At 62.3% G+C, this 3,588-nt stretch carries 3 protein-coding genes; all 3 read right to left on the bottom strand.

Annotated elements, in window-relative coordinates; all coding sequences use genetic code 11:
* On the bottom strand, window positions 1-374 hold a 374-nt coding region (gene lipB / locus RMO23_RS04585), incomplete at its 3' end, for a lipoyl(octanoyl) transferase LipB (RefSeq protein WP_309678919.1).
* 14 nt (window positions 375-388) lie between these two features.
* On the bottom strand, window positions 389-3,079 hold the full coding sequence (locus tag RMO23_RS04580; RefSeq protein ID WP_309678918.1) for a DEAD/DEAH box helicase family protein: 2,691 nt from the start codon (window positions 3,077-3,079) through the stop codon (window positions 389-391).
* Between the two features lie 135 nt (window positions 3,080-3,214).
* A partial coding sequence (locus RMO23_RS04575; RefSeq protein WP_309678917.1) for a hypothetical protein occupies window positions 3,215-3,588 on the bottom strand: 374 nt, incomplete at its 5' end.

Below are 3,588 nucleotides of genomic sequence, written 5' to 3'. Positions count from 1 at the left end.
AAATGCGCCAGCGTCTTGATGACGGCCTCCTCGATGCGGTAGACATATTCCTTGACGAAATAGCCGGCGCGCTTCAGATCCACCAGCGGATAGGCCACCACCTGGCCCGGGCCGTGGTAAGTGACCTGGCCACCGCGGTTGGTCTGCACCACCGGGATGTCGCCGGGGTTCAGGATATGTTCGATTTTGCCCGCCAGGCCCTGCGTATAGACCGACGGGTGCTCACAAATCCATAGCTCATCGGGCACGTCCTGCCTGGGCAGGAGCCCGATTTGACTGGAAATGGCACGGCTGCGGGCCTCGGTGAAGGCCTGCATGGCCTGGTAGGTGGGCCGGTAGTCGACCCGGCCGAGCTGGCGAATTTCGATGGGCATTTCGTTCATGTGATTCATGCCAGCAAGGCGTCCAGCTGCCCCGACATGCCCACCCCCTCGCGTTCCTTGGCAATCTGGCCAAACAGGCAGCGCTTATTGCTCTTGCGCGCCCACAACTCGCCAATTTGCCGCTTTTCAATCTCATACGGGTCATTCAGCAGGTGCGCGCCCTTGTATTCCACGACGGCGATGCGCCCGTCGAGCAGTTCGGCCACAAAGTCCGGGAAGAACCGGCCCCGCGACGTGGCCAGCGCAAAGCCGCAGGGCGCGCTGGTCAGATTGCGCACCCAGTGTTTGACCTTGGCATGCTGGTCGAGCAACTGGGCGCAGGCAAATTCTTCGCCGCCGTCTTTCAAATCCGCCAGCACCGGGTAAAAGTGCTTGCGAAACTCATAGCGCCCGCCGTAGCGCGAGCCGGCGGGCACCGGGTAGCGATTCGCCTCAAACAACAGCGGCCGGGTCCAGTCGGGCGCAATCTCCCACGCACCTTCCAGCACCAGCTGCCGGAACTGGGTTTTCGCCGCCTTGTCCTTCAAATCCCCGACCCGCGCCTCGATGTCCTGCGCTAATCTGAAGCGCGCCTTGGCCAGGGTCAGCAGCGGCAGGCCTTTTTCATGCATCAAATGGCTGACCACCGCCGAAAAATAGGCGTTTCGCTGGCCCTGGGTCAATTCGGGCAGCTTTTGAAACAGCGACTGGTCCAGCCAGCGCACCAGATCATCGGCCGTGATGCTGCTGGAGCCATAGTCAAAGGCAATCTGGCTGGCGTCCGCCGCCCGCAGCTTGATGTGCGCGTCTTTCAGGTAAATCTCAAAGCTGTTGGACTGCTCGACCACCTGAAAACCCGGCAGCTGCAGCGCTTCAGGGCTCAACAGGTCAAGTTCCACCGCCTCCAGCACCGCTTCACGCTCCAGCGGCCAGAGCTGGCCCTGCGGCGTGCTGCGGTAGGCCAGCGTCGGGATAGGTGCAAAGTGTTCGCCGCGCGACGCCGGCGCGCTTTGCGCCGCGACCAGCGCGTTGTGCTGCGCCACCCTGGCCTGCACCTGTTCCTGCTTTTTGGGGCCGCGCACCTGGGCCAGCAGCAGCGCCTCCAGCTCGGGGCTGATGTGTCCGGTGACCACCACTTTTTGCTCACCGGCAAGGCTTGCGACCCTCACGCCTGCGGCCGCCTGCAATTCTGGCGTGGGTGCTGGTGCTATGAAATCAGTAGCTACTTGAGCAGGTTCTACATGGGCTAGAGGCTGATTTGACTCATAAATCGGGTCAAAAAGAGGTAGCACCGACTGCTGCACCACCATCGACGCCACATCCAGCGCCTCGAAGCCCATGTTGTTGATCAGGCGGTCCGCCAGCTCATGGGCGGCGGTAGAAAACTCCGCCTCGCAGACATGCGCGTAGGCCCGGTTGAGCGCTTCCCGCCCACGCGGGCTGGCGTAAGGCATGCGCAGCACCCGGCCCAGCAACTGCTCAACCGCCGTCGCGCTGGAGAGCTTTTGCAGCGAGCACAGCACATAGGCAAACGGGCAATCCCAGCCTTCGCGCAGCGCCTGCACCGTGATGACAAAGCGAACCGGGCAGTCGCGCGCGGCCAGGTCCAGCCCCTCCAGCTCGCGCGTGTCGCCGGTCGCCACCTTGATCTGCGCGGCGGGAATGTGCAGCTCGTGTTCCAGGTGGCTGCGCAGGGCTTCCGGCGGCACCTCGTCACCCGCGTTTTGCGCCTGAAACAGCACAATCGGCCTCACATAGCCATGGCCCGCCGCCTCGTCTTTCAGCGCCTCGCCCTCCAGCGCGCGCTGGTTTTGCACCGCGGCAAACACCGCCTGCTGCCAGCCCTCGGGGTGTTCGCTAAGGGCAATCGGCAGCTTGATCATGCTTTCGGCCGCCAGCTCCTGCGCGCTGACGTGGTACAGCACATTGGTTTTGGCCGGGATGGGTGTTGCCGTCAGCTCCAGAATCGCGCTCGGGTTCAGGCGCTTGAGCGCGGTAAAGCTCTTGTCGGTCTTGGTGTTGTGTGCCTCGTCCACGATCAGTAGCGGCTCGTGCAGCGCCAGCCAGTTCGCCAGGCTCCAGCGCGGCTGGCCGATGAATCCGGGCAGCACGCCCGTCTTGTCGTTTTCAGCTTCTTCAGCCGTGACCAGCGAGTCAGGCAGGCCCTGCAGCACCCGCAAACGGTCGTCGCCCGCGCCCTTGAAGTGCCGTTCAAAACTCTCCGAAAAGCTGTACACATTGCGTTTGTCGGTGTCGTCAATGCGAAAGCTCTGAATCGTGGCGACGACGACCACGGCGCGCTGGCCCCAATCCGGCGGCGCGATGTTGGCCAGGTCTTCGAGCACGCAGACGCGCACGCCGGCGCCGTAGCTGGCCTCCAGTGCCTCGCGATACGGGTGGCCGGTGGTCTGAAGCGCCTTCAGCGTCTGGCTGCGAATCGTGTCACTGGGCACCAGCCAAACCGCCACCGGCGCATCGGTGGCGCGCCATTCCTCGGCCAGCACGTTGACGGCATGCGCCGCCATCAGCGTTTTACCGCCGCCCGTGGGAATGCGCAGGCAAATACACGGAACCTCACCAAACGGGTCCGGGTTGTAGGGCCTCCCCACCTGCTCGCCAAAAGCCAGCGCGGGGCCCTTGAGCTGGGCCGCACGGGCGAAGGCCCGCAGCGCGTCCAGGGCGGCTTGCTGGTAGGACTTGAGGGAGAGGAGGGTCATTTGTTTTGCGGAATAGTGGTTTACGGATTAAAATCTCGATTCACCCGCGAAGCCGTTTCGGACGTTGAGAGAAGGGGGCGAAAGCCAGCATGCACTCGTCGCGGGTGTTTTTTTGAGGCATTCGAGTTATTCCCATCAGGCGCTCCAGGCGCCTTTTTTCTTGCGCATCGAATCCGTGGCAACGAGTTTGTGCTTGGCTCGAATTTCCTCGACATGCCGGTAACCGATGCCGTCAATCACTTTGACAAACACAAGTACATCACGACCGATCTTGTTTTTGCCATCGGCAAATATGTTGTCAGGCTGCGAAGTTATCAGCACGATCTTCTCAAAATCCTCCAGCGTGACGGCGATCTGACCGCGCCGCGCCTCTTTCGCGGCGCTGCCATGCTGCTTGATCGTGTGACGAACGCCGTAGTTGTCTAGCACGCGTGTGAACCCGGCAACGCTGAGGCCCGTTTTCTCCCGAATAAGCGATGCGTTTTCCACTTTACCCAGCGTCAAAATCG

It is taken from the genome of Polaromonas sp. (assembly GCF_031411155.1).
In the GTDB taxonomy this organism is placed as follows: domain Bacteria; phylum Pseudomonadota; class Gammaproteobacteria; order Burkholderiales; family Burkholderiaceae_C; genus Polaromonas.
This window is presented reverse-complemented; position numbering and strand designations above follow the sequence as displayed.